This window comes from Gordonia sp. 852002-51296_SCH5728562-b (assembly GCF_001665475.1).
In the GTDB taxonomy this organism is placed as follows: Bacteria; Actinomycetota; Actinomycetes; order Mycobacteriales; family Mycobacteriaceae; genus Gordonia; species Gordonia sputi.
Map to the genome: position 1 here is coordinate 14,339 of NZ_LZMI01000115.1, position 23,727 is coordinate 38,065.

Genomic DNA, 23,727 nt, shown 5'->3' on the forward strand with positions numbered 1-23,727 from the left:
CACGCAACAGCCGATCTACCCCCTCCGGATGGCCTCGACACTACGTTGCGCAATGACTGCCTCATCCAGAGACGCGGGGCGCAAACCATTCGGCCGGCCCGCGAGCTAATCAAGGAAACTGAGCAACGCCGTTCGGGCGTCTGGGCCGGATGCCTCGACGAGGAGGTCGTCGTCCACCCGCAGAGTCCCGTCGTCGACCCGATAGAGGCGACCGACATCGTCACGCGCCGCCACATGGAATCCCAATGCGACTTCCGCGGACACCTCGACTTGGACCTTCGCCGCTCCGATATGCAGGAAGGCGCGCCCACCGCTGTCACTCAATCCATCAGTGGCTGAATAGAACTCAGTGTCAATCACCTCCACTCCCGTGTTCGGCCAGATGAGATCAATGAGGTGAGTCAGGTGTATCCCGAGATCGACAAACGATCCCGATCCTCCGCTGCGGGGATCGACCATCCACGACGCGTCGCCGTCGAACACGCCACGACGCCTGCCGTCGTGGCCGAATGTGAACGACGCATGAACAGGAGGCGCGGCAAGGAGCTCCAGGAAGCGCGCGACGGCAGGCACGTGGTGCAAGAAGAAGCCTGTCGCCGCCGGCACGTCACGCAGCGTTGCCGCGACGACCAGAGCTTCGTCCTCAGTGCATCCCAGCGGCTTTTCGATGAAGCATGCGACGTTCGCACTCGCCACCTCGCGCCTGCCGCAGGTGAGCAGTGGTGTTTCCGTCCAAGATCACCGCGTCGACGGAGGCGAGAGAGTGAGGTGCCTGGTCAGCGGACATGACGTCGACCATCCCTACGGCGGGATGTGCGTCGAGAGCAGCGAGATGGTCGCTGACGTGGACGTGGGTACCACCCCACAAAAGAACTCGCACGTCTTTACGCTACGAGTTCTCTGCGGTGCGTGCGTCGTGCTTGCGTTCGCCACCCGAGTGCGATCTGATTGCCACAACTGACACGGGGTGCCGACACGAGGTCGGCTGAGATCACACCCGCAGAACCTGCTCCAGTTAGCACTGGCGAAGGGATGGTCCGAAAATGGCTGCAGCGCCATCTCTTTCCGAGCACGTCGTACTGATCACCGGCGCGGGCCGCGGACTGGGCGCAGCGATCGCACGCGCCGCGGCCCGTGAGGGTGCCCGCGTGGTCGTCAACTATCGACGCAGCGCCGACACGGCAGCTGCGCTGGTGGCAGAGCTCGGCGACCGAGCCGTCGCCGTCGAAGCCGACGTGACCGATCCCGGCGCGGTGCAGGCAATGATCGACGCTGCGACAACGCATTTCGGCACCCCGATCACGGCGGTGGTGAACAACGCCCTCCCCGACTATTCGTTCAACGGCGACGCCCGCTCAACGGCCGACACCATCACCACGGCAGAACTCGACGACCAGTTCCGCGGAATCGTCGGCGGCGCATTGACAGTCGTGCAGGCGACCCTTCCGGGTATGCGAGAAGCCGGTACAGGACGCATCGTCAACATCGGCACCAACCTCGTGCAGAATCCCGTTGTCCCGTATCACGACTACACAGCAGCCAAGGCTGCTCTCCTCGCGCTCACTCGCACGCTCGCCGCCGATCTCGGCCCGGACAACATCACAGTCAACATGGTCTCCGGCGGACTCCTACGCACCACCGACGCCAGCGCCGCGACACCTCCCGAGATCTTCGATGCCATCGCCGCGTCCACTCCCCTGCGATCGGTCACGACTCCCGAGGAATTCGCCGACGCGACACTGTTTTTCCTCTCACCGTGGTCGCGTGCCGTTACCGGACAGAACCTTGTCGTCGACGGCGGCCTCGTCAAGGACTGAGCGTTGACAGGCATACTGCGAGCATGAACATCGACTATCGCCCGGGCAGTTTCACCGTCGTCGACGCATCAGGCCGCGAAGCCGCCTTCGACGGCGACCAGTACAAGTGGGAGATCACCGACGGCATGCTCATCGTCAACGCCATCACCACCGAGGGCCAGGGCGCTATGCCGTATGAGGTGACCGAACTACGCGAGATCTACGCGGGCTCGTGGCGACTCTCGCTGGGGTGAATCCAACGGTTCGTCAATCCGAGGGTTCGTCGTGGCCAAGGCCTTCCGATCGCCCTCCGACGCCTTAGCGGCGGTCGTAGAATCGTATGCATGACTGCTGATATGACACCCGGCTGCGACAACCCCGACTGCACCTGCGGACCCGACTGCTCGTGCGGCGCCAACTGCTCCTGCGGAAAGAAATAGCGCTGTCTGTGCCACTCGATCCGACCGGCCCAATCACCGCCGAAGCTGCACCCGAACAACATTCCCAGGACAGGTTCATCGTCGACGTCGTGGTCGACCCCTCGCTCGCCGCCGACGTCGCCGAGGTAGCTGCCGCCACCTTCCCCCTGGCCTGCCCGCCACACTCGTCGCCCGACGACATCGCGGGTTTCATCAACGCCAACCTGGCCGAGGCGAACTTCGCTGCGTACATCGCCAGCGACGAGAGTGACGTGCTGGTCGCCCGCACACCCGACGGCACGACGGTGGGCTACTCGCTCGTTCACCACCGGCCACCCTCCGACCCCGACGTCGCCGCCGTGGTCGTCGAGGCACCGTCGTCGGAGCTGTCGAAGATGTATGTCCTTCCCGACCATCACTCGCGGGGACGCACCGACCCGCCCGGACAGTTGTTGATGCGCGCCGCGATCGAGACGGCACGCGATCGCGGCAGCGTTCTCGTCTGGCTCGGCGTCAATCAGGAAAACGTTCGCGCACAACGCTTTTACGCCAAGATGGGATTCGAGCGCGCCGGTGTCAAGACCTTCGACCTCAACGGCAGCATCGAGAACGACTTCATCCTGACCCGACGACTCTGATCCCGCAGGCTCTGATCACCACGGCCCAGGCCCCCCGACGGCGCGCTCAGCGCACCGGAACGTCGAGCGCCTTCGCGATCGTCGGCCATGCGCGGTGCAGATCCTGGTTCCAGTAACCCCATGAGTGCAGACCCTGACGGAAGTTGTAGGTGATCTTCACGCCCGCCCTATCGGCCTTCTGTTTGAAGGCCTTCGTGCACTGCAGGGCGGCACTCTCGAGTGCGCCACCCACCGGCGAAGCAATGCCCGCCACGCCTAGCGAGAGATCAGGCAGTCCGTTGCCGACTGAGACGTAGATCGGCTTCTCGCGTAGCGCGGCGATGTGTTCTGCAGGGTCGTGTGCGGCCCAGAGCGGGCTGGTGATCGGTCCCCACATGTTGTCCGGGTTGCCGCCGCGCGTTTGGACGGTCGCCGCAGTCGCGCGACGGAAATCCGGTGTCCCCTGATCGAGACATCCGCTGAATGCTGCAACGCCCGAATACATTTCGGGATTTCGGACCGCGATCGACATCGCGCCGAGCGCGCCCATCGACAGCCCACCGATTGCTTTCACGCCGTTGGTGTCGAACCGCTTCTCGATGAGCGGCGGGAGTTCTTTGGTCAGAAACGTCTCCCACTGGTTGTTCTTGAGCACGGGGTCGTTCGACCGCCAGTCGGTATAGTACGAGCCCGTCCCTCCGATCGGAAGCACCACGTAGACCCGCTTGTCGGCCATGAACTTCTCGATGTCGGTCTGGTAGGTCCAGCCGCTCTCGGTGTAGTTCGTGTAGACACCGCCGTCGATTCCGTCGAGGAGGTACAGGGTCGGACGCGGCTTCGAGCGATCGCGCGGCAACAGCACGCTGACCGTGATCCGTCGCCCCATGGCCGCGGAGTATGTCGTCACCTGCGCACGCGTCGCGGTCGCCATCCGTACCGCCTCGATGCGCGACGCATCGGTGGCGACGGCCGGGGCCGCAGACGCTGGCGCCGAAATCGCCACTCCCACAAAGAGTGCCGCGACCAACGCAACAGCCGCCGTCATCACTATCCGCACAAATACCCCCAGGGTCGAGTCAAACGAGACGCCGACGCATCCCGCCCATGAGCGCAGATTCCCGTCCCCCGACACGTCTACACTACTGAGGAGTAAGTAAAGCACGGCCGACTTTCAGTGAACACTCGAACACCGAAAAAGGTGGCCCACCAGACGGTGCTAGCCGATGGCTGATTCCGACGACCGAGACAGCGCGAGGAGTCGTGACGTCGCACGGAGATACTTCTTGCGGTACCCGCCGGCAAGCATCTCGTCGGTGAAGATCTCGTCGAGCTTCCCTCCCGACACGGTCACCGGAATGTCGGCGTCGTAGAGCCGGTCGGCGAGAACGACGAGGCGCAATGCCACCGATTGGTCCTTGGCCGGATGCACGTTACGGATGCCGACAAGGGAGACGCCGTCGACCAACGCCTTGTACTTCGACGGATGCAGCGTACTCAGGTGCTCACAGAGGGCGTCGAAATCGTCGAGGGTCGCGCCGGGCGTCGACTCTACGAGCGAAACGAGGTCGGCGTCGCTGCGCGGATCGGGGGCAGGCGGCAGATCGCGGTGGCGGTAGTCGGGTCCGTCGACGCGGATGGTATCGAAGACGGATGCGAGCTTGCGGATCTCCCGGAGGAAGTCCTGTGCCGCGAAACGCCCCTCACCGAGTTGCCCGGGAAGTGTGTTCGACGTCGCGGCGATCGACACACCTTGCTCGGTGAGTTCGGCGAGCAGTCGCGAGATCAGCATGGTGTCGCCGGGATCGTCGAGCTCGAACTCATCGATGCACAACACCGAGTGATCGGAGAGCCGCTCGACGGCCTGCATGAATCCGAGCGCGCCGACGAGATGCGTCACCTCGACGAACGTCGCGAACGACTTGGGTTCGGGCATCGCGTGGTAGATCGATGCCAACAGGTGCGTCTTGCCGACGCCGAACCCACCGTCGAGGTAGAGCCCGACGCCCCGCTGTTGCTTGTTGCGGGAGAACAATCCCCGTTTGCCACCGCGGACCTTGCGTGCGCGCGTCACGAAGTCGCGTGCGGCGTCGACGGCCTGCGACTGCGTAGGCTCGTTCGGGTCAGGGATGTAGGAGTCGAAGCTGACCTCGTCAAAGGTCGGTGGAGGCACCATCTCATCGATGAGAGCGTCGGGAGACACGACCGGATTGCGGTCGACAAGACTGGCCACCATAACCGGAGCCTAGCGATAGCTGTCGGAAGGACGGGATGCTCTACCTGCAGAAAGCGACCCAGGTCACATTCTCACCGGACAACGACCTCGACGGTCTGGCCGATCTGTACGCCTATCCGTCCGATCTGGAGGGCTCGTGGCTGCGCGTCAACATGGTGTCGACGCTCGACGGCGCGTCGGCGTTCCAGAACAAGTCAGGCGGCCTGGGGGGTGCAGGAGACAAGGCGATCTTTCGGGTTCTCCGCGGTCTGTGCGACGTCGTACTCGTCGGCGCGCGAACCGCGACGGCCGAGGGATACGGTCAGCCTGAACCCGACACCGCGTTCACCGACCGCAGGTCGGCGGCGGGTCAGCCGCCCGCACCACGCCTGGCCCTGACGACGCGGTCGCTGACGATCGACCCCGACTTCGCTCCACTGCGCGATCCCGGCACTGTCGTCATCACCACCGCCGGAGCCGACCCCGCCCGGCGGGCCCGTCTCGTCGACGCCGGCGCCACGCTCGTCGATTGCGGCGATGACTCGCTCGATCCCCACGTCGTCACGAACTACCTCGCCGCCAGCGGGTCCCCACGAATCCTGTGCGAGGGCGGCCCGAGCCTGCTCGGCTCCTTCGTCGACGCCGATCTCGTCGACGAGCTCTGCCTCACGATCAGTCCGAACCTGCTGTCCGGCGACGCGACGCGTATCGCCCACAGCGACAACGACGACGCGGCACTGCACCGTCTGCGCCCCGTGCACCTCCTCACCGACACCGACGGCTATGTCTTCAGCCGGTGGAGCCGTTGACTACGCTCGCCCACATGCGATCTGCGCGAGGCCGACACGGACAACCCCGGCGACCCCGTCACCCCTGGACCGTCGTCATCGGCGCCACCTGCGCTCTCGTCGCGGCGCTCGTCGTGTCGTCGTGCGCAGTCGGCCCCGACACCGGACCAGGACTCGTACCCGCGGGCGACGGCGGCGGCAACCAGTCTCCGGCGTCATCGAGTGCCGCACCACAGATCCCCGCACTGCAGAAGCCGCGCAACGAACTCGACTGGCGCGAGTGCGGTAGCCGGGTCGCACGGGACTACTCGACGTCGGCGCCGAGCGGCGTGACCATCGAGTGCGCCACGCTGCCCTCCCCCATCGACCCCGATCGCCCCGGCGACACCGTCGACGTCGCGTTGACGCGGGCCCGGGTGGCCGATACCCCCGCCGACGCTGCGCCTCTGGTGCTGACCTCGGGCTCCGACCTTCCGTCGTCGCGCACGCTGCTGCTCCTCGCGGGCGGCGCGGGCAAGAAACTCCTCACGAGCAATCCGGTGGTCGCAGTCGACAGGCGCGGGATCGAACGCAGCGGCGCGCTCGACTGCCTGACGCGCGACGAACGCTCGACGATCCGCAACAACGGCCTCGGGGGCGGGTCGTCGGACACATCTGCGCGGCTCACACGTCTGTCCGCCGCGGCGTCGACCGCCTCGGACGGCTGCACCGAAACACTCTCTCCGAACCAACTGCATTTCGGCATCTCCTACGCGGCGTCCGATCTGGAATCGCTGCGTGAGCGGTGGGGAGTCGACAGGCTCGGGCTGATCGGCGTGGGCGAAGGGTCAGACGTGGTCATCGCGTACACCGCCCAGTACGGCGGTCGGACCGGGCGCATCATCCTCGACACACCGACGCCCTTCGGCGCGAATGCCCGTGACACCGGCGCCAACGAGGCGACCGGAGTCCAGGCAGCACTGCGAACCTTCGCTCAGCGCTGTTCCTCTCTGCCCTCGTGCGCATTCGGGGCCAACGGAACCCAGACGATGCAGAGTGTGCTCGACAAGGGGCGCGACGGTCAGCTGGGCGGCATGTCCGATACCGATGCGCTGACCGCGATCACCACGGCACTCGCACTCGCACCCAACAGCCCCGACGGAATCAACTCGGTGGCATCGGCCGTCGCGGCCGCCGACCGCGGAGACACCCGTGCCCTCTCCGGATTCGCCGACGACGCGGCGTCGTTGCGCGAATCCGACGGACAGCTCGTCGCCGCGTGCAACGACGTCTCCGGGCCGATCGGCCAGAACGAGATCCCCGGCCTCGCAACGACCTGGAGCAAGCAGAATCCGCTCACCGGCAACAACTCGGCACTCTCGCTCGGTAGGTGCCTCGGCTGGGCGTCGACACCCACGGTCAATCCGCCGAACTCGTACCCGGTCCCGCCGCTGCTGCTCAACGGCACCGGCGATTCGATCAACGGTGGCAACGGCATCTCGACCGTCAACACGGTGCTGACCAAGGCGGGCGCAGACTCGGTCAGCGTGACGTGGGAGGGCCTGGGCTACTCGGTGCTCGCCCGCAGCGACTGCGCTGCCGACGCGGTCTCCGATTACATCAAGCAGGCACCGCTGAGCGGGCCGTCGGAACGCGGTTGCCCGACCTGACCGAGTCCCGCCCGACGCGTCACAGGATTCCTACGCCGGCACGGCGGGGCCGACGCCGTGTCGGACGCCACTCGTAGTACGGTTCGCGGGTGGCCTCTCTCGACAGGATTCTCTACCCGCAGATGACGGTGCAGCGGATCATCCCGCTGGTGCTGTGGCCGCTCACGATCATGACGGCGATCCACCGGTCGGTGATTCTCGCGATCAACGGCGACCGGACCGACGACTTCACGCCCGTCTACCAGGCCGCGTTGCGGTTCATGAACAACCAGCCGGTCTACAACGAGAATCTCAACACCGTCGACCCGCATTATCTGTATCCGCCGTCTGGGACACTGTTGATGGCACCGATCTCGGTGCTGGATCCGCAGACCGCGCGCTGGACCTTCATCGGGGTCAGTGTGCTTGCGTTGGTGATCTCCGCGATCCTTCTCACCAAGCTCTTTGGCTACTCACTCAAGTCGTGGGTGCTGCCGACCATCCTGTTCTTCTTCTTCATGACAGAGTCGACGGCCCACACTCTGATCTTTACGAACTTCAATGCCTTTGTGCTGCTTGGCATGTCCGCATTCATGCTCCTGATGATGAAGCGTCAGGATTGGTGGGCCGGTGTACCGATCGGACTGACCATCGCCGTCAAGCCGGTGCTCGCTCCCCTCCTGCTGCTCCCGCTGCTCAACCGCCAGTGGCGCATCCTGGTCACCGGAATCGGCGTCCCGCTGATCCTGACGATCATCGCGTGGCCGCTGTCGGCGGATCCGAAAGCCTTCATCGACCGAACACTCCCCTATCTCGGCGAGGCACGCGACTACTACAACAGCTCCATCGCGGGCAACGGCGCCTACTTCGGCGTCGCACCGTGGCTGGTGCTCGTTCTGCGCATCGCGTTCGTTCTGATGGCCGTGTTCTCGCTGTGGTTCCTGTACCGCTACTACCGCACGACCAATGAACTGCTGTGGCTGACCACCTCGTCGGGTGTGCTGCTGACCACGACGTTCCTCGTGGGCGCGCTCGGCCAGGGCTACTACTCGATGCTGCTGTTCCCGTTGATCATGACTGTCCTGATCCCGGGCTCGACCATCCGCAACTGGCCGGCATGGCTCGGGATATACGGCTGCATGACCTTCGACTCGTTCTACTCGCGCGAATGGACGGCCTTCGGCTGGATGCTCGAGTACAACAAGGTCACCTACGGCTGGTCACTGCTGATGATCGCCGTGTTCTGCTCCCTGCTGTTCCGCTATCTCGACGTGCGGGGACAGGGCGAGGGTTCGCTCCAGCGGCAACCGGAGGTTGCGGCCGCCGAGGCACCGTCGTCCACGGACACCGCGGCCGACCGCACTGTCAGCCAGCCTCGGTAACGGGGCCAGTGGCACGGCCAATGCGACACTCGTACCGTTGAGTCATGACATCTGAGACTTCTGGAAAGTCGGCTTCCGAGAGCCCCGAGCAACTGGCGAACCTCACCGACGACCAGTGGCGTGAGCGCCTCACCCCGCAGGAATTCCGCGTGCTGCGGCAGGCGGGCACCGAAGCGCCGTTCGTCGGCGAGTACACCGACACCAAGACAACCGGCGTGTACCGCTGCCGCGCCTGTGGTGCGGAACTGTTCCGCAGCGACCAGAAGTTCGATTCGCACTGCGGCTGGCCGTCGTTCTTCTCGCCGTTGGCGGGCGACGCGATCATCGAGCGATCCGACGACTCGATGGGGATGCGACGCACCGAGGTGCTGTGTGCCACCTGCGGCTCGCACCTCGGCCATGTCTTCGCCGGCGAGGGCTACGACACCCCGACCGACCTGCGGTACTGCATCAACTCGATCAGCATGACGTTGGAGCCGGACGAGGGTTGACCGGTCGGGCCGATCAGCAACCGAGTTGATCGGCCAGGTCGTCGAATCCGGTGGCACGGAAGTCGTCGAGGGGATTCGGGGTTTCGTCCTTGTGTACCGGACCCCACTCGCGGGGACGTTCGATATAGGCGGTGCGCAGTCCGCACGCGCGAGCCGCGTCGAGATCCCACGCGTGCGTCGCGACCATCAGGACGTCCGACGGCTCCACCTGCATGAGGCGCGCGATCCCGAGGTAGACCTCTGGCGACGGTTTGTAGTGCCGCCACAGATCGGCGCCACCCAGGAAGTCCCAGTCGAATCCGTTGTGCTTGGCCATCTCGGCGAGTAGCGCCACGTTTCCGTTGCTCAACGCGGAAACGACGAACTTCGACGTCAGGCGGCGAATCCCGTCCGCGGCGTCGGGCCAGCCCGGAATGACGTGCCAGGCATGTACGGCCGTGTCCAACTGCGTCGAAGTCGCCGTGATGTCGTACGAGTCCCGCAGCAATGCGTCCAATGACTCGCGGTGCAGATCGTCCAGCAGTGTCCACTGCCTGGCACCCGATTCGATCTGCTCCAGCGCCGGCGCGTAGGTGTCTCGCCAGTCGTTCGCGAGCTGTGAGGCGTCGACAGTCGGAAACTGTTCGGCCAGAACAGTACTCACACCTGTATGCCAATCGGTGACGGTGCCGAACGTGTCGACGGCCAGGACCTTGACCACGTGCCCTCCTCGTTCGTGAACTAAGGCAGCGCGTCGACGAGGTCGACGACCTCGACGCGTGGTCCCGTGAAGAACGGAATCTCCTCGCGCACGTGACGGCGAGCCTCGGTGGCGCGCAGATCGCGCATCAGGTCGACGATCCGGTGCAACTCCTGAGCCTCGAAGGCGAGTAGCCACTCGTAGTCTCCGAGCGCGAACGAAGCAACCGTGTTGGCCCTGACGTCCTTGTAACCACGAGCAGCCTTGCCGTGTTCCGCGAGGATCGTCCGACGCTCCTCGTCGGGAAGCAGATACCAGTCGTAGGAGCGCACGAACGGGTAGACGCAGATGTACTTTCCTGCCTCTTCACCGGCGAGGAACGCGGGCACGTGGCTCTTGTTGAACTCCGCCGGCCGGTGCAGCGCCGCTGCGCTCCACACCGGATCGCACGCCTGGCCGAGCACAGTCTCGCGACGGAATCGGCTGTAGGCGGCCTGCAACTGCTCGATGTGCTCGGCGTGCCACCAAATCATGAAGTCGGCATCTGCACGCAGGCCCGACACGTCGTACACGCCGCGCACGACCACGCCCTCGTCCTCCAGCGACTTGAAGAAGTCGGTGGCGTCCGACTTGGCCTGGTCACGGTCGTCACCGAGCTCGCCAGGGCGCACGGAAAATACCGAGAACATCAGGTAGCGGATCGTCGAGTTCAGGGCGGAATAGTCGAGGCGGCTCATGAGATCAATGGTGCCACCGGCGCGCGTCCGCGAACCGGGCAGGGTGGTCTCGACTCGGGTGCTCGCTGACGCTCGCGCCCGCTCGACCAGCGAAGTTGGGCACGGTGGTCTCGACTCGGGAGCTCGCTGGCGCTCGCGCCCGCTCGACCAGCGGAGTTCGGCTCGCGCCCGCTCGACCAGCGGAATTGGACAGGGTGGTCTCGACTCGGGTGCTCGCTGGCGCTCACGCCCGCTCGACCAGCGGGGTTGGGCGCTCCGGCTCACGCCACTCGACCAGCGAAGTTGGGCGCACGTCCGCTCGACCAGCGGGGTTAGGCCCCCAGGTCGCCGAGCAGGCGTTCGACGGCCCTGCCTGCCTGGCCGATGCACGCGGGTACCCCGACGCCTCGCACCGCGTTGCCCGCAAGGGCCAGCCCGGCAGGCAGCGACTCTTCTACCTTCGCCATCGTCGCGAGATGCCCTGGCGCGTAACGCGGTAGCGTCCATCGCTGCACGAAGGTCTCGACGACGCGTCCCGTCAACGGCTCGATGCCTGCCGCCGCGCACACTCGATCGAGATCGGCCAGCGCCCACTCGCGCAGTCGGTCGTCGATTCCTGGCTCGAGATCCTCGCCGGGAATCGGCTGCCCGTATCGGCCGAAGGACGCACGCACCGACAACGCCCCGCCGGGTTCGCCGAGATGCGCCCACTTGCGCGAGCTGAGCGTGAAAGCCTTGGCGCGCAGGTCTTCTCCCGTGGCGACGAGCACCCCGGAGTTATCGGGAAGTGCGGTGTCGGGCGCCAGCGTGATGGACACGACCACCGACCCCGCCCGCTCGACCGCCAGCAACGTCGACGCGGCGTCGGGCACCTCACGGCGGAGCATGTGTCCCGTCGTCCACGCCGGCGTCGACAAGACGACGCCGTCGTAGCTCGCGCCGGCACCGGCCGGGCGATCGCCCGTGAACAGTGCCCATCGCGAGCCGTCGCGTCGGATATCGGTCACCGCCGCGCAGGGGCGGAGGTCGGGTCGCGCGGCGTCGAGCAGCGCTTCGACGAGGACTCGATACCCGCCGACCAACGTTCCGAAGACCGGCCCGGTCGCGGTCGGGTTGGCCAGCAGGGCGCCGACCGCGGCCGTCAGACTCGGCGCACCCGCGTCCAGCTGTGCCGCCAGAGCCGGAAGCGCCTCGCGCACACCGATATCCGCGGCCAGGCTCGAATACACCCCGCCGAGCATCGGGTCGACGCTGCGCGACACCACCGACGGACCGAACCGGTCGGCGACAAGATCTCCCACCGAGACGTCGGTACCGGGAGCCCATTCCAACCGACGGTCGGGTTCGGTACGCATTCGCTCGAGATCTGGCCGATCGACCAGGCCGGCGACCGCGTCGGGCGTTGCGGGAATCCCCATCAGCGCAGGGCGGGGCATGTCGTGCAATCGGCCAGACGCCCACAATGCGGGTCGACGCCCGGTCGGCGACACCACCCGATCAGCCAGACCGAGCTCGGTGACCAAGCCGAGCGCCTCCGGTCGTCGCACGATGAACGCCTCGGCGCCCACGTCAACGAGCACAGACCCCCGACCGTCAGCACCGACGTCGACCGTCTTGAGGATTCCGCCCGTCCGCTCCCCCGCGTCGTAGAGGTCGATACGTGCGTCGGGACCGAGTCGCTGCCGCAGCCGGAACGCCGCGGTGAGACCCGAGATGCCCGCTCCGACAACGGCGACGTCGATGGTCATGTCCTCACCTCGCGAGCGTTCAGATCGAATGGACCAGTTCGACGGTCCGCGTGATCACATCCGGATCGGTTCCCGGCAGCACACCGTGCCCCAGGTTGAAGATGTGCCCTGCAGCGCCGTGCACGACAGCACGCTCACCCTCGGCGACGATGCGTCGAACATGTTCGTCGATCGCTGCCTCGCCTGCGAAAAGCACTGTCGGATCGAGGTTTCCCTGCACTGCGACGCCTCCGCCGACGCGGCGCGCGGCATCGTCGAGTGGCACGCGCCAGTCGACGCCGATCACGTCGGCTCCGACCTTGGTCATGGATTCGAGCAACTCCCCTGTTCCGACACCGAAGTGGATGCGGGGCACACCGAAATCGGAGACCTCGGCCAGCACGCGCGCACTGTGCGGCGCGACGAACGTCCGGTAGTCGGCATCCGAGAGCGCACCGGCCCACGAGTCAAAGAGCTGGATCGCGTCGACTCCGGCGTCGAGCTGGGTGCGTAAGAAGGTGATGGTGATGTCGGCGAGACGACCCATCAACGCATGCCAGAGCTCCGGATCGGAGTACATCATCGACTTGGTGATGGTGTAGTTGCGGCTCGGCCCGCCCTCGATCAGATACGAGGCGAGGGTGAACGGCGCACCCGCGAATCCGATGAGTGCGGTCTCGTCGTCGAGTTCGTCGAGGATCAGTCCGATGGCACGCGCGATCGCGCCCACCGATTGGGGGTCGAGCGCCGGGAGCTGCGCGACGTCGTCGGCGGTACGCACCGGATGCGCGATGACCGGGCCGGTACCCGCGACGATGTCGAGGTCGACGCCTGCGGCCTTGAGCGGCACGACGATGTCGGAGAAGAGGATTGCGGCATCGACGTCGTGGCGCCGCACCGGTTGCATCGTGATCTCACAGACCATCGCCGGATCGAAGCACGACTCGAGCATCCCGTGATCGGCGCGAATGGCGCGGTATTCGGGCAGGGAGCGACCTGCCTGCCGCATGAACCACACCGGACGTCGTGTGGGTGCGCCGCCGGTCGCGGCAGCGATGAGCGGCATCTGGGCATGATTTCGGCGCGTGCGGGCAGGGTGTGACATCACCGATCACTCTGCCATGTGGGACAAAGACGCAGGCCGACCAGGTCGGCCTTGCTCGCCGAGCTCCCCCGCCCGCCTCGACACGCCGACGACCGAGGGCCTACCTGCCCGGCGCGCCTCCCGTCGGCCACGCCTACCTCACTCTACCGTCGAGATGTGACCTCCTCTGGAGCTCCGACGGAGCCTGCTGACTTCCGCACCGCGGTCGAGTCGCTGCACACCGCCCAGATCCGGCGCGATATCGAGGTCGGGCCGATCCGTCCGCCGCAGCGACTCGCCCCGTACAGCTATGCCGTGGGCGCCGAAGTACGCGTACCCGATATCGACGACGACGTGCCGGTCGACTCGTCGGGAAGCGCATTCGGCCGATTGGTCCTGCTCTACGACCCGGCAGGCCAGGACGCCTGGAACGGCACCATGCGCCTCGTCGCCTACATTCAAGCCGAGGTCGAAGCCGCGCTGGCAATGGATCCCCTCCTGCCCGAGGTGGCGTGGAGTTGGCTGTCCGACGCGCTGGGCGCCGAGGTGGGTTCGACGTCGAGCGACGGCTCGCAGACATCGCGGACCGGCGAACCGATCGTCGTCACCGCACTCGGCGGCACCGTCACGTCGACGACGTCGGTGCGCTACGGCGACATCGCCGGACCACCCAGGGCGCATCAACTCGAACTGCGGGCCTCGTGGACCGCACCGACCTCCGACGGCCTCGGTGGCCATCTCGAGGCGTTCTGCGACGTCCTGTCGTCGGCTGCGGGCCTCCCCCCGGTCGGGGTCACCGAGCTCGGTTCGGTGTGAGTCCATCGGTATGAGCACATCCGACGAGCGGCCCGCCGACTCCGGCAGTGAGGTCGTCGCCGAACCATTACTCGCACCCGCCGACGGTGTTCCACCCGTGCTGTCCCGCGCGGCGGAATTCGCCGAGGCCGCTGAACGCCTTGCCGCCGGAACCGGCCCAGTCGCCGTGGATACCGAACGCGCCTCGGGATATCGATACTCGCAACGGGCATACCTCGTTCAGTTGCGTCGCACCGGCTCCGGCTCCTTTCTGCTCGACCCGATCAGCGAGCCAGAGACACTGGCCCCGGTGATCGAGGCGCTCGACGGCCCGGAGTGGGTGTTGCACGCCGCCGATCAGGACCTGCCCTGCCTGCGCGAACTCGGCTTCCGCTGCGAGACGGTCTTCGATACCGAACTGGCCGGGCGGCTACTCGGAGAACCCAAGGTCAATCTCGCGGCAATGGTTGCCACCTACCTCGGACTCGGCCTGCAGAAGGGTCACGGGGCCGCTGACTGGTCGCGGCGACCGCTCCCCGACGACTGGCTCAATTACGCAGCGCTCGACGTCGAGGTGCTCGTCGAATTGCGCGACGCCGTGCAACAGGCGCTGGTGGAGCAGGGTAAGGACGAGTGGGCACGCCAGGAGTTCCGCTACGTTCTCGACCGTCCGGCGCCTGCCCCACGCGTCGACAAATGGCGCAGGACCGCCAACGTGCACACCGTGAAGAACAGCCGATCGTTGGCTGCGGTCCGCGAGCTGTGGGCTGCGCGTGAAGAGCTCGCCCAGCGACGCGATGTCGCGCCCGGCCGGATTCTGCCGGATTCGGCCATCGTCACCGCGGCCAACGCCATGCCGACATCGCAGGCGGAGCTGACCCGACTACCCGTCTTCGGCGGCCCACGGCAACGTCGTCAGGCCGGCATCTGGCTCGGCGCGATCGATCGTGCACGCAGCCTCCCCGAATCCCAACTGCCGTCGAAACGCGGTCCGACAGTAGGACTCCCGCCGATCAGCAGGTGGGAGCAGCGCAACCCCGACGCCGCGAAGCGCATCGCGCAGGTCCGTCCGATCGTCAAAGAGATCGCCGAGAACAACAACCTGCCCCTCGAGAATCTGCTCGCGCCCGACCTGGTACGCCAACTCGCCTGGGACGGAGTCGATCTACCTGCGACACCCGACGTCGTCGACGCATACCTCGCGGCGGGCGGTGCGCGGCCGTGGCAGCGCGAACTGACTGACATCGCTCTTGCTGACGGGCTGAATGCCGCTGCGAAAGCGCCTGCGGCCGAGCCGGATTCGACGAGCTGACCGCGAGCGTCAGCCCCGGTCGCTCTCCGGCGTGTCGACGCCGGCGCCATCACGCGCCACGTCGACTGCCTCGTCGGCGTGCTCGAGCTCTGGCACCGTTTCCATCCCCGACACCGTGGCCGTGATCGACCGCGCGAGATCCTGAGCCGTCAGCCCGAGCTCGGCCAAGATCTCGCCACGCGACGCATGTTCGATGAAACGCTGCGGAATCCCGCGAAGTTGGACGGGCACAGGCACTTCCGCGTCGGAGAGCGCGGCGCTGACGGCAGCACCGACTCCCCCGCTCACACCGCTGTCCTCGAGCGTTACCACCAGCCGATGTCGGCGCGCGAGGTCGACGATCGACTCGGCGACGGGAAGCACCCACCGCGGGTCGACGACCGTCGCGTCGATGCCCTGTTTGGCCAGCCGGTCCGCGGTGTCGACAGCGAGACCACAGAACGCGCCGACGGCGACGATGAGTACGTCGCCCGACGCTTTTCCGACGCCGGGTGACGACCGACGCAGGATGTCGACGCCGTCGTCGAGACGCTCCACCGCGCGAATGTCTTCGGGCACAGCGCCTTTTGAGAAGCGCAGTGCGGTCGGGCCGTCGTCGACGGCAAGCGCTTCGTCGAATTCTTCGCGAAGGCGGACGGCGTCGCGCGGTGCGGCGACGCGCAGACCGGGAACCATCGCCATCAGCGACAGATCCCACATGCCGTGGTGACTGGGGCCGTCAGGCCCGGTGATCCCTGCACGGTCGAGGACGAGGGTGACCGGCTGGCGCAGCAACGCGACGTCCATGAGGAGCTGGTCGAATGCGCGGTTGAGGAATGTCGAGTAGATCGCGACGACGGGGTGCATGCCGCCGAGCGCGAGACCCGCCGCCGAGGTGAGCGCGTGCTGTTCGGCGATGCCGACGTCGAACATCCGATCGGGATACTTCTCGCCGAACGGTGCGAGCCCGGTCGGGCCGGGCATCGCAGCGGTGATCGCGACCACGTCGGGACGCGTCGCACCGGCTTCGAGGAGTGCCGCGGAGAACACCGAAGTCCAGTCCTGCGCCGACACCGACTTCGCGCGGCCGGTCTTGGGATCGATCACACCGGTCGAGTGCATCTGATCCGCGACGTGATTCTCGGCGTGAATGTAGCCGTTGCCCTTGCGGGTGACGGCATGCACAATCACCGGACCACCGAACGATCGTGCCCGCGCAAACGCTGCCTCGAGCGCGTCGACATCATGGCCGTCGACCGGCCCGACGTACTTGAGCCCGAGGTCGGTGAACATCTGCTGGGGCGCAAGGAGGTCTTTGATCCCGCTCTTCATGCCGTGCAGCACCGCGTACGCGGGTCCGCCCACAACGGGCAACATCTGCATCACACGACGGCTCTCGTCGAGGAAGCGTTCGTATCCGGGCTGGAGTCGCAGACCCGACAGGTGCGCCGCGACGCCGCCGATGGTCGGTGCGTAGGAGCGCCCGTTGTCGTTGACGACAATGACCACCGAGCGGTCGGAATCGGCGATGTTGTTGATCGCCTCCCAACACATTCCGCCGGTGAGCGCGCCGTCGCCGACGATAGCGACGACCGTGCGGTCCTGACCGGTCAGAGCGAACGACTTCGCCAGTCCGTCGGCGTAACTCAGCGCTGCCGATGCGTGCGAGGACTCGACCCAGTCGTGCTCACTCTCGGCGCGATCCTGATACCCGGTGAGTCCGTCGCGTTGACGCAACTCGTCGAAGCCCGCGGCACGTCCGGTGACGATCTTGTGCACGTACGACTGGTGGCCGGTGTCGAAGATCACGGGATCGACAGGCGAATCGAAGACGCGGTGGAGCGCAAGCGTCAGCTCGACGACCCCCAGGTTGGGGCCGAGGTGGCCACCAGTGGCCGACACCTTCTCGATGAGGAATTCACGGATCTCACCGGCGAGTACCACGACCTCATCCGGCGACAACGCCTTGAGATCGGCCGGGGAAGAGATCCGCTCGAGCACACTCATCGAGTCCTCCTACTACGCACACCGGCCGCGCGGGCTTGTCGCGGTCGTGTCGAACAGTCTACGGACCTCGCGGCAGTGCCCTGGGTCACCACAACCGCGAGCTGGTCACACACCGGCGGCCGCGATCGGCACCAGCACGGCGATCGCCTCGACGTGGTGCGTCAGCGGGAAGGCGTCGAATGCCCGCATCCTGGTGACCGCGTATCCGCGTTCGGTGAACAACGCGAGGTCGCGTGCGAACCGCGCGGCGTCGCAGCCGACGTGCACGACGACCTCGGGCGACGCGGCGACGATCCTGTCGATCACGCGGGTGCCTGCGCCGGTTCGCGGCGGGTCGAGCACGACGACCTCCGGTGACGGCAACGACTCGATCACGTCGGCGACCTCGCCACGATGAGTGGTCACCGACGTGTCCTCCTCGTCGAACACCGCATCAGCCGCGGCCAGTGCGGCGGCGTCGGAGTCGACGATGTGGACCTCACGGGCGTCGAGAGTGTCGACGAGGGCGCCCGCGAACACACCGGCACCGCCGTAGAGATCCCAACAGGTCGCGGGCCGCGAGACGTCCGTCGAAGCGACGAACTCGGCGACGGTCTGCGCGTAGACGGTCGGCGCCATTCGGTGCGCCTGCCAGAAGCCGATCACCGGAATCGACCACTCCCGCTCACCCACGCGGTGGCGGGCGGCGGCGTCGCCTTCGAGTACCGTTGTGGCCCTGCGTGATTCGACGCTACGTCGACGACGCTGCGCGGCACTCCTGCCACGATCACGACGAGAATGTCGCCGCGGCGCCGCGGCCGGCGCGAGTTCGGTGATGTGCCTGCGGCCGACGTCGTCGGCGACGATCGCCAACTCCGCACCGGGAGTGAAGCGGCGGTCGTCGAGTCCGTCGAGCAGACCTGCGACCGGCTGCACACAGTCGACGCCGACGACGAGGTCGCCGCTGTGGAAGCGGTGCTGTCCGCTTCGGCCTGCGTCGTCCACCGCGAGACGCGTCCGCACACGCCAGCCGGTGGCGTCGTCGGACAAGGAGCGGATGCCGATCGCGGGTGGCGCATCGGGGTCGGCGTCGTCGGCACACCAGTCGTGGACGCGATCGGCGGTGAAGTGACCGACCCGCACGAGAACGTCCTCGAGCGCCTGCGCCTTCAACGTCCGCGCGTGGCCCGGTTCGATGAAGGCGAGGTCGCAGCAGCCCGCACCGTGCGCGGCCGCCGGGCAGATCATGTCGACGCGATGTGGCGAGGGGTCGAGGATCTCTATCGCCTCCGCGCGCCAGAACGAGTCCGCTCGGGCGTCGACGACCCGCGCCGTGACCGTCTCCCCGGGAATGGCTCCACGCACGAACACCACACGTCCGTCGTCGAGTCGTCCGACGGCATCTCCCCCGTTGGCCGGGCGATCAACCCGCACGGTGACGACGGGTGCGGTCACGGGTCGTTGCGGCGTGGAGCTCACTGGCCACCCAGCGCTCGTCGGGTGTCGCCTGGGGCGTTGTACTCGAGGTCGTCGCGTCGTCGGTCCGACGACGTGAGCTGCCAGGGCACCGACGTGACCATGACGCCCGGCTCGAACAGCAGGCGCGTTTTGAGTCGCAGTGCCGACTGGTTGTGCAGAATCTGCTCCCACCAGTGACCGACGACGTATTCGGGGATGAAGACGGTGATCACGTCGCGCGGATGCTCGCGGCGCACCCGACGCACGTACTCGATCACCGGGCGCGTGATCTCACGGTACGGCGACGCAATCACCTTGAGCGGCACCTTGATGTCGCTTTCCTCCCACTGCGACACCAGTATTCGCGTGTCGCGGTCGTCGACGTTGACCGTGATGGCCTCGAGGACGTCCGGCCGCGTGGCGCGGGCGTAGAGCAACGCACGCTTGGTCGCCAGGTGCAGCGTGGAAATCAACACGATCGAGTGCGTGCGGCTCGGAAGAACCTGATCTTCCTCGGCTTCGACACGCTCGAGTTCGCGCTGCACCGATGCGTAGTGATGGTGGATCAGCTTCATCAGCACGAACAGGATCACCATCGCGAGGATGGCGATCCATGCGCCCGCGGTGAACTTGGTGATGAGCACCACCACCAAGACCGTCGCCGTCATCACGAGGCCAACCGAGTTGATGACCCTGGACTGCTTCATTCGACGCCTGGCACGCGGATCGGTCTCGTGTCGCAACAGACGCGTCCAGTGACGCACCATGCCCGCCTGGCTCAGCGTGAACGAGACGAACACGCCGACGATGTAGAGCTGGATGAGCGCGGTGACCTCACCGCCGAATGCGACGACGAATGCGATCGCCGCGACAGCGAGGAAGATGATGCCGTTGCTGAAGGCGAGGCGATCGCCACGAGTGTGCAACTGTCGGGGCAGGAACCGGTCCTGCGCGAGAACCGAACCGAGCACCGGGAATCCGTTGAACGCGGTGTTGGCCGCGAGCATCAGGATGAGGGCGGTGGCGACGGCCACGAAGTAGAAGCCCACCGGGAAACTCTCGAAGACGGCCTGCGCGAGCTGCGCGATGAGCGCCTCCTGCTGAAAGCCGGGTGGCGCGCCGATCAGGTCGCGCGCAGGGTCGGAGACGTACTTGGCGCCGACTCGCTCGGCGAGCCAGACGATCCCGAGCAGCAGCACGATCGCGATCGTTCCCAGCATGAGCAGCGTCGTGGCTGCGTTGCGCGACTTCGGTTTCTGGAAGGCGGGCACGCCGTTGCTGATGGCCTCGACACCGGTCAGTGCCGCCGAACCCGACGAAAACGCTCGCGCGATGAGGAAGATGAATGCCACACCGGCGAGATGCGTGTTCTCCGCGCGGATACCGAAGTCGGCGGTCTCGGCGCGGACGTCACGACCGAGGACGAAGATCTCGGTCGCGCCCCACAGGAGCATCGCGATGACCCCGATGATGAACGCGTAGGTGGGAATGGCCAGCACCGAGCCGGATTCCTTGATGCCGCGCAGGTTGACCGCGGCGAGCACGACGATCGCCGCCACACAGAACCACACCCGATGCTCGTGCACGAACGGGATGGCGGAACCGATGTTCTCCGCGGCCGACGAGATCGAGACCGCGACGGTCAGCACGTAGTCGACGAGCAGTGCGCTGCCGACGACCAGACCCGCCGTCGGTCCGAGATTGACGGTTGCCACCTCGTAGTCGCCGCCGCCGGACGGATAGGCATGGACGTTCTGTCGGTAGCTCGCGACGACCACCGCCATCACGACAGCGACAGCGATCGCGATCCAGGGCGCCAGGGTCATGGCGCTGAGGCCTGCGACCGAGAGCACCAGGAAGATCTCCTGCGGCGCGTAGGCGACAGACGACATCGCGTCAGAGGCGAACACGGGCAGCGCGATCCGCTTGGGCAGCAGTGTGTGGCCCAATTTGTCACTACGGAACGGCCTGCCGAGGAGCAGTCGTTTCGTCGCAACAGACGCCTTTGACACGGTGGACACCACGCAACACTAAGACCTAGCGCTCGTGTTGGGCCACTACGGCCCCGGCAAGGTCTATCAAGCGGCAGTGATCTCCGCGTGTGGGCCAGTTCGCATGGCCCGATGTCGCCGGGGTCATCGGGCGGGTAGGTTCAAGTCGCGCGGACAATCGGCGGCAACCGCCTGCGTCGACGCTCCACCGCGCCCGACGAGCAGTGAACCCACGAGAGGATCGATGTGCGGGTAGTCATCATGGGGTGCGGACGAGTGGGATCGTCCCTGGCGATGGCCATGCAGAAGCGCGGTCACCAGGTGGCCATCATCGACCGCGATCCGGCGGCGTTCACACGACTGTCCGACGACTTCACCGGTGAGCAGATCGTCGGGGTCGGGTTCGATCGCGACGTACTCGCCCGCGCCGGGATCGACCAGGCCGACTCGTTCGCCGCGGTGTCCTCGGGCGACAACTCCAACATCATCGCCGCGCGCGTCGCGCGCGAGACTTTCGACGTCCCTCGCGTCGTCGCCAGAATCTACGACGCCAAGCGCGCCCAGGTCTATGAGCGACTCGGGATTCCCACCGTCGCGACGGTGCCGTGGACGACCGAGCGATTCGTCTCGGCACTCGGCGAGACGTCGACGACGACGGAGTGGCGCGATCCGTCGGGAACCATCGCGATCGCCCAGCTCGACATCCACGAGTCGTGGATCGGCATCACGTCGGTGAAGTTCCAAGAGCTCTCAGGGGCCCGCCTGTCATTTCTGAACCGCCACGGCAAACCGATCCTCCCCGAAGCCAAAACCGTTCTGCAACAAGACGACATCGTGTTCGCATCGGTCCGCCTCGACGATCTCGCCGGTGTGCGCGCACTCGTCGCAGCGCCGCTGGCCCATGCCGATTAGAGGAGAGAGATGAAAGTCGCCATCGCCGGTGCAGGCGCAGTCGGTCGTTCGATCGCCCGTGAACTCATCGCGGCAGGCCACGAGGTCACCCTGTTCGAACGCCTCGCAAGCCACATCGACGTCGAGGCGGTCCGCGGAGCGAACTGGCTGCTCGCGGATGCGTGCGAGCTGGCCAACCTCGAACGAGCCGGGTTGCAATCCTACGATGTGATGATCGCCGCCACCGGCGACGACAAGGCCAATCTCGTGGTCAGCCTGCTGGCGAAGACCGAGTTCGCGGTGAGCAGGGTCGTCGCCCGCGTGAACGATCCGCGCAACGAGTGGCTGTTCGGAGAGGACTGGGGCGTCGACGTCGCGGTGTCGACACCTCGACTACTGGCCTCGCTGGTCGAAGAGGCGGTGTCGGTCGGTGATCTGGTGCGGCTCATGACATTTCGTCAGGGTCAGGCAAACCTCGTCGAACTCACACTGCCGCCCGACACCCCGCTGGCGGGCAAGCCGGTCCGCAAGATCGATCTGCCGCGCGACGCCGCGCTGGTGGCCATCATCCGTGGCGGCCGCGTGATCGTGCCCGAGCGCGACGATCCGCTCGAGGGTGGCGACGAACTCGTCTTCGTCGCCGCAGTCGACGTCGAACCGGCGCTACACGCGGCGATCCACGGCAGCTGAGGCCCCGTCGGCGCGCGACGCGCGTCGGACGAGCACCATGGTCACCACGACTGCGAGCGCGGTGAGTGGCCAGCCCATCCCGATCCGGGCGACGGCCAGCCAACCGGTATCGCCGCTGTCGTAGAGCGACGACTGTGCGAGATAGCGCCCCGCGAACACGAGCGCCCAGAATGCCGTGGCGACGTCGTAGGCGATCAATGTCCTGCGGTCGCGACGCCACTGCGTTCCTGCGCCGTTGACGTAATTCCAGGCCACGCCGATCAGCGGCCATCGAAGCAGGATCGAAGCGACCAGGACACCCGCGTACAGCAGCGACGTCCAGATGCCGAACAGAAAGTAGCCTTTCGCGTCGCCGACGCGATGGGCGATGAACGCGCAGATCGCCACGCCGAGAAAGCCGGAGATCGCCGGTGCGAGTCCGTCGTGACGGAACAGACGGACGGCCGCGACCACTGCTGCCGTAGCCAGTGCCGCGAAGATCGCCGCCGTCACACCGAATGCGGCGTTGACGGCCACGAATACGATGACCGGGATCGTCGACGAGATCAGGCCGGATACTCCGCCGAGCTGCTCGAGAACCGTCGGCGTCGGCCGTTCGCCTGCCTGGGCTGCGTCGATGTCCGACGCGGCGTCGGGACTGTCAGTCTTCTCCGTCGCCATGCAATTCGTAATCGGGGTTGTAGATCACCTTGGTGCCGTTGTGTTCGCCGAGCCGCCCACTCACAGTGATCTTCCGACCCGGCTCGATACCGGGGATGCGGTTACGTCCCATCCATTTCAGAAAGACGACGTCGCTTCCGTCGAAGAACTCCGCCTTGACCCCACTCTTGGCGGTGCGTGAACAGGTCTCGACCGCACGCAACTCGCCGTGCATCGTGACCTCGTCGCCGCGCGAACACTCCACCGCGCGCTGGGCGCCGGTGGCCGCCGACTCCGCCGCGATCTTCTCCGCGTCGGCTTCTCCGAGATCTTCGGTGAGCCGCCTGGTCAGTCGCTTGAGATAACCGGCTGTGGGCATCCCAACCTCCAAATAGCGATGTGGGCACGATCAGTGTTTCGGGCGCGGTTAATCGGGCTGAACCAACC

23 protein-coding genes and 1 riboswitch are annotated in these 23,727 nt (G+C 66.4%); of the genes, 11 read left to right on the forward strand and 12 right to left on the reverse strand.

All coding sequences use genetic code 11. The features are described 5' to 3' along the window. Positions 1-105 precede the first annotated feature (105 nt). A complete protein-coding gene (locus A5766_RS19640) occupies positions 106-696 on the reverse strand; it encodes an oxidoreductase (protein WP_231894736.1) in 591 nt (196 codons plus the stop codon). 257 nt (positions 697-953) lie between these two features. After that, positions 954-1,050: riboswitch (TPP riboswitch) on the forward strand. On the opposite strand from A5766_RS19640, the gene A5766_RS19645 reads away from it, so the two are divergent. From A5766_RS19645 to A5766_RS19655, 3 genes are all read left to right on the forward strand, one after another. Continuing rightward, positions 1,044-1,817 carry a 3-oxoacyl-ACP reductase gene (locus A5766_RS19645; RefSeq protein WP_064906107.1) on the forward strand — a complete coding sequence of 258 codons (774 nt, stop codon included), beginning with the start codon at positions 1,044-1,046 and terminating at the stop codon, positions 1,815-1,817. (Overlaps the previous riboswitch by 7 nt.) 23 nt (positions 1,818-1,840) lie before the next feature. Beyond that, positions 1,841-2,050: a hypothetical protein gene (locus tag A5766_RS19650; protein WP_064861396.1), complete on the forward strand. Its 210-nt coding sequence runs from the start codon at positions 1,841-1,843 to the stop codon at positions 2,048-2,050. Positions 2,051-2,313: 263 nt separating this feature from the next. Then, complete coding sequence (locus A5766_RS19655) at positions 2,314-2,853, forward strand: GNAT family N-acetyltransferase (RefSeq protein ID WP_064906119.1); 540 nt, start codon at positions 2,314-2,316, stop codon at positions 2,851-2,853. 46 nt (positions 2,854-2,899) lie between these two features. Here A5766_RS19655 and A5766_RS19660 read toward each other — a convergent pair whose 3' ends face one another. Together A5766_RS19660 and zapE are read right to left on the reverse strand one after the other, a co-directional pair. Beyond that, positions 2,900-3,877, reverse strand: coding sequence for an alpha/beta hydrolase (locus A5766_RS19660; RefSeq protein WP_064906109.1), 978 nt, complete (start codon positions 3,875-3,877; stop codon positions 2,900-2,902). A 171-nt stretch (positions 3,878-4,048) separates the two neighbouring features. Then, positions 4,049-5,065, reverse strand: a complete 1,017-nt coding sequence (zapE, locus tag A5766_RS19665) for a cell division protein ZapE (RefSeq protein ID WP_064906111.1) — start codon at positions 5,063-5,065, stop codon at positions 4,049-4,051. A gap of 35 nt (positions 5,066-5,100) precedes the next feature. On the opposite strand from zapE, the gene A5766_RS19670 reads away from it, so the two are divergent. From A5766_RS19670 to msrB, 4 genes are all read left to right on the forward strand, one after another. Next, the gene (locus A5766_RS19670; protein ID WP_064862990.1) at positions 5,101-5,853 is read left to right on the forward strand and encodes a pyrimidine reductase family protein; all 753 of its coding nucleotides are present in this window, start codon (positions 5,101-5,103) and stop codon (positions 5,851-5,853) included. A 14-nt stretch (positions 5,854-5,867) separates the two neighbouring features. Beyond that, positions 5,868-7,481: an alpha/beta hydrolase gene (locus A5766_RS19675; RefSeq protein WP_231894737.1), complete on the forward strand. Its 1,614-nt coding sequence runs from the start codon at positions 5,868-5,870 to the stop codon at positions 7,479-7,481. Between the two features lie 89 nt (positions 7,482-7,570). Next, on the forward strand, positions 7,571-8,842 hold the full coding sequence (locus A5766_RS19680) for a glycosyltransferase family 87 protein (protein ID WP_064870818.1): 1,272 nt from the start codon (positions 7,571-7,573) through the stop codon (positions 8,840-8,842). 44 nt (positions 8,843-8,886) lie between these two features. Beyond that, positions 8,887-9,333 carry a peptide-methionine (R)-S-oxide reductase MsrB gene (msrB, locus tag A5766_RS19685; protein WP_064870819.1) on the forward strand — a complete coding sequence of 149 codons (447 nt, stop codon included), beginning with the start codon at positions 8,887-8,889 and terminating at the stop codon, positions 9,331-9,333. 13 nt (positions 9,334-9,346) lie between these two features. Here msrB and A5766_RS19690 read toward each other — a convergent pair whose 3' ends face one another. The 4 genes from A5766_RS19690 to hemE form a co-directional block, all read right to left on the reverse strand. Further along, on the reverse strand, positions 9,347-10,033 hold the full coding sequence (locus A5766_RS19690; RefSeq protein WP_005201899.1) for a haloacid dehalogenase type II: 687 nt from the start codon (positions 10,031-10,033) through the stop codon (positions 9,347-9,349). A gap of 20 nt (positions 10,034-10,053) precedes the next feature. Then, complete coding sequence (hemQ, locus tag A5766_RS19695; RefSeq protein ID WP_005201898.1) at positions 10,054-10,749, reverse strand: hydrogen peroxide-dependent heme synthase; 696 nt, start codon at positions 10,747-10,749, stop codon at positions 10,054-10,056. 311 nt (positions 10,750-11,060) lie between these two features. Continuing rightward, positions 11,061-12,476 carry a protoporphyrinogen oxidase gene (hemG, locus tag A5766_RS19700; RefSeq protein WP_005201897.1) on the reverse strand — a complete coding sequence of 472 codons (1,416 nt, stop codon included), beginning with the start codon at positions 12,474-12,476 and terminating at the stop codon, positions 11,061-11,063. Positions 12,477-12,495: 19 nt separating this feature from the next. Next, positions 12,496-13,521, reverse strand: coding sequence for a uroporphyrinogen decarboxylase (hemE, locus tag A5766_RS19705; protein ID WP_005201896.1), 1,026 nt, complete (start codon positions 13,519-13,521; stop codon positions 12,496-12,498). A gap of 195 nt (positions 13,522-13,716) precedes the next feature. On the opposite strand from hemE, the gene A5766_RS19710 reads away from it, so the two are divergent. Together A5766_RS19710 and A5766_RS19715 are read left to right on the forward strand one after the other, a co-directional pair. After that, positions 13,717-14,355, forward strand: a complete 639-nt coding sequence (locus A5766_RS19710; RefSeq protein WP_005201895.1) for a DUF3000 domain-containing protein — start codon at positions 13,717-13,719, stop codon at positions 14,353-14,355. Between the two features lie 10 nt (positions 14,356-14,365). Further along, positions 14,366-15,646 (forward strand): HRDC domain-containing protein, encoded by a 1,281-nt coding sequence (locus A5766_RS19715; protein WP_064906113.1) that lies wholly within the window; start codon positions 14,366-14,368, stop codon positions 15,644-15,646. A 9-nt stretch (positions 15,647-15,655) separates the two neighbouring features. Here the strand turns inward: A5766_RS19715 and dxs are convergent, their stop codons facing one another. From dxs to A5766_RS19730, 3 genes are all read right to left on the reverse strand, one after another. Continuing rightward, positions 15,656-17,632, reverse strand: a complete 1,977-nt coding sequence (dxs, locus tag A5766_RS19720) for a 1-deoxy-D-xylulose-5-phosphate synthase (RefSeq protein WP_005201893.1) — start codon at positions 17,630-17,632, stop codon at positions 15,656-15,658. A gap of 105 nt (positions 17,633-17,737) precedes the next feature. Then, positions 17,738-19,066: a class I SAM-dependent RNA methyltransferase gene (locus A5766_RS19725; protein ID WP_005201892.1), complete on the reverse strand. Its 1,329-nt coding sequence runs from the start codon at positions 19,064-19,066 to the stop codon at positions 17,738-17,740. 20 nt (positions 19,067-19,086) lie between these two features. Then, entirely contained in the window at positions 19,087-21,090 is a 2,004-nt protein-coding gene (locus A5766_RS19730) for an APC family permease (RefSeq protein WP_174273017.1), read from the reverse strand. 216 nt (positions 21,091-21,306) lie between these two features. On the opposite strand from A5766_RS19730, the gene A5766_RS19735 reads away from it, so the two are divergent. Then, the gene (locus tag A5766_RS19735) at positions 21,307-21,972 is read left to right on the forward strand and encodes a potassium channel family protein (RefSeq protein ID WP_039854159.1); all 666 of its coding nucleotides are present in this window, start codon (positions 21,307-21,309) and stop codon (positions 21,970-21,972) included. A 9-nt stretch (positions 21,973-21,981) separates the two neighbouring features. Next, positions 21,982-22,641 carry a potassium channel family protein gene (locus A5766_RS19740; protein ID WP_005201889.1) on the forward strand — a complete coding sequence of 220 codons (660 nt, stop codon included), beginning with the start codon at positions 21,982-21,984 and terminating at the stop codon, positions 22,639-22,641. Here the strand turns inward: A5766_RS19740 and A5766_RS19745 are convergent. Beyond that, positions 22,615-23,301 carry a DUF3159 domain-containing protein gene (locus A5766_RS19745; RefSeq protein ID WP_064906115.1) on the reverse strand — a complete coding sequence of 229 codons (687 nt, stop codon included), beginning with the start codon at positions 23,299-23,301 and terminating at the stop codon, positions 22,615-22,617. The two genes, A5766_RS19740 and A5766_RS19745, sit on opposite strands and share 27 nt — an antisense overlap. Further along, positions 23,282-23,659, reverse strand: coding sequence for an OB-fold nucleic acid binding domain-containing protein (locus A5766_RS19750; protein ID WP_005201887.1), 378 nt, complete (start codon positions 23,657-23,659; stop codon positions 23,282-23,284). Before A5766_RS19750 ends, A5766_RS19745 begins: the two co-directional genes overlap by 20 nt. Positions 23,660-23,727: the final 68 nt, after the last annotated feature.

What these genes read in the sequence shown, in the direction of transcription:
- A5766_RS19660 (WP_064906109.1), bottom strand. Translation starts at nt 3,877, where the DNA reads ATGACGGCGGCTGTTGCGTTGGTCGCGGCACTCTTTGTGGGAGTGGCG.
- A5766_RS19675 (WP_231894737.1), top strand. Translation starts at nt 5,868, where the DNA reads ATGCGATCTGCGCGAGGCCGACACGGACAACCCCGGCGACCCCGTCAC.
- dxs (WP_005201893.1), bottom strand. Translation starts at nt 17,632, where the DNA reads ATGAGTGTGCTCGAGCGGATCTCTTCCCCGGCCGATCTCAAGGCGTTG.
- zapE (WP_064906111.1), bottom strand. Translation starts at nt 5,065, where the DNA reads ATGGTGGCCAGTCTTGTCGACCGCAATCCGGTCGTGTCTCCCGACGCT.
- A5766_RS19715 (WP_064906113.1), top strand. Translation starts at nt 14,366, where the DNA reads ATGAGCACATCCGACGAGCGGCCCGCCGACTCCGGCAGTGAGGTCGTC.
- msrB (WP_064870819.1), top strand. Translation starts at nt 8,887, where the DNA reads ATGACATCTGAGACTTCTGGAAAGTCGGCTTCCGAGAGCCCCGAGCAA.
- A5766_RS19740 (WP_005201889.1), top strand. Translation starts at nt 21,982, where the DNA reads ATGAAAGTCGCCATCGCCGGTGCAGGCGCAGTCGGTCGTTCGATCGCC.
- A5766_RS19670 (WP_064862990.1), top strand. Translation starts at nt 5,101, where the DNA reads ATGCTCTACCTGCAGAAAGCGACCCAGGTCACATTCTCACCGGACAAC.
- hemG (WP_005201897.1), bottom strand. Translation starts at nt 12,476, where the DNA reads ATGACCATCGACGTCGCCGTTGTCGGAGCGGGCATCTCGGGTCTCACC.
- hemQ (WP_005201898.1), bottom strand. Translation starts at nt 10,749, where the DNA reads ATGAGCCGCCTCGACTATTCCGCCCTGAACTCGACGATCCGCTACCTG.
- A5766_RS19745 (WP_064906115.1), bottom strand. Translation starts at nt 23,301, where the DNA reads ATGGCGACGGAGAAGACTGACAGTCCCGACGCCGCGTCGGACATCGAC.
- A5766_RS19650 (WP_064861396.1), top strand. Translation starts at nt 1,841, where the DNA reads ATGAACATCGACTATCGCCCGGGCAGTTTCACCGTCGTCGACGCATCA.
- A5766_RS19750 (WP_005201887.1), bottom strand. Translation starts at nt 23,659, where the DNA reads ATGCCCACAGCCGGTTATCTCAAGCGACTGACCAGGCGGCTCACCGAA.
- hemE (WP_005201896.1), bottom strand. Translation starts at nt 13,521, where the DNA reads ATGCCGCTCATCGCTGCCGCGACCGGCGGCGCACCCACACGACGTCCG.
- A5766_RS19645 (WP_064906107.1), top strand. Translation starts at nt 1,044, where the DNA reads ATGGCTGCAGCGCCATCTCTTTCCGAGCACGTCGTACTGATCACCGGC.